The organism is Klebsiella sp. JB_Kp042, assembly GCF_040065275.1.
Classification (GTDB): domain Bacteria; phylum Pseudomonadota; class Gammaproteobacteria; order Enterobacterales; family Enterobacteriaceae; genus Klebsiella; species Klebsiella quasipneumoniae.
The window spans coordinates 1-1,136 of sequence record NZ_JBEAJL010000077.1 but is presented as its reverse complement, the minus strand read 5'-3'; the positions used below and the strand labels follow the sequence as shown (position 1 = coordinate 1,136).

Sequence of the window (1,136 nt, the reverse complement as noted above, 5' to 3'; positions counted from 1 at the left end):
CACTGCCAACTGAATAACACATCCCCGTCAATACGGTTCTCGCTGTACGCTTACGATTTATTCAACAAAGCCCCAATCTGGTTAAACGGCAAACTAAGTGGTGGTAAAGACTGACATCGGCATTATTACTATCGCTGTGGAACATCACCCCGACGGGCTTACCACGGGTTTCCCATGCCATTTCCAGTGCTTTCATGGTGAGCCTGCTGTCCGGCGAGAACGACATGGCCCAGCCCACTGGTTTTCTTGCGAACAGGTCGAGAACAACGGCGAGGTACGCCCAGCGCTTACCCGTCCAGATATAGGTCACATCACCGCACCACACCTGATTTGGTTCCGTTACGGCGAACTGTCGCTCAAGATGATTCGGGATAGCAACGTGCTCATGACCGCCACGCTTATACCGGTGAGTCGGCTGCTGGCAACTGACCAGCCCCAGCTCTTTCATGAGTCTGCCAGCAAGCCAGCGCCCCATCTGGTAACCTCTCTGGGTTGCCATTGTGGCGATGCTTCTTGCTCCGGCAGAGCCGTGGCTGATGCCATGCAGTTCAAGTACCTGACTGCGTAATACAGCCCGTCTGCCGTCTGGCTTTTCAGGACGGTTTTTCCAGTATTTGTAGCTGCTGCGATGAACCCCGAACACATGGCAGAGAGTGGCCACAGGATAACGCGCCCTGAGTTTCCCGATTATCGAGAACTGTTCAGGGAGTCTGACATCAAGAGCGCGGTAGCCTTTTTTAATATTTCATTTTCCATTTCAATACGTTGTAGCTTTTTCCTGAGCTCACGGATTTCAATTTGTTCCGGGGTAATGGGGGAGGCTTTTGGTGTTTTGCCCTGCCGTTCATCACGTAATTGTTTCACCCATCGCGTCATTGTGGAAAGGCCGACATCCATAGCGCTGGCTGCATCTGCCACGGTGTAGTTCTGGTCAACGACCAGTTGAGCGGATTCGCGTTTAAACTCTGCGCTGAAATTTCTTTTTTTCATTATGACACCTGTGTTGTTCTGAGGTGAGCATATCACCTCTGTTCAGGCGGCCAAATTCAGTAAACCACTTCATTAACAGTAGTAGGAAAAGGGCTTTGTTGAATAAATCGAACTTTTGCTGAGTTGAAGGATCAGATCACGCATCC

At 50.7% G+C, this 1,136-nt stretch carries 1 pseudogene; it reads right to left on the bottom strand.

What is annotated here, in order from left to right:
- Positions 1 to 130: 130 nt before the first annotated feature.
- A pseudogene (locus tag ABLV54_RS13245) lies at positions 131 to 990 on the bottom strand (IS3-like element ISEc52 family transposase); the annotation flags it as partial.
- Positions 991 to 1,136 lie beyond the last annotated feature (146 nt).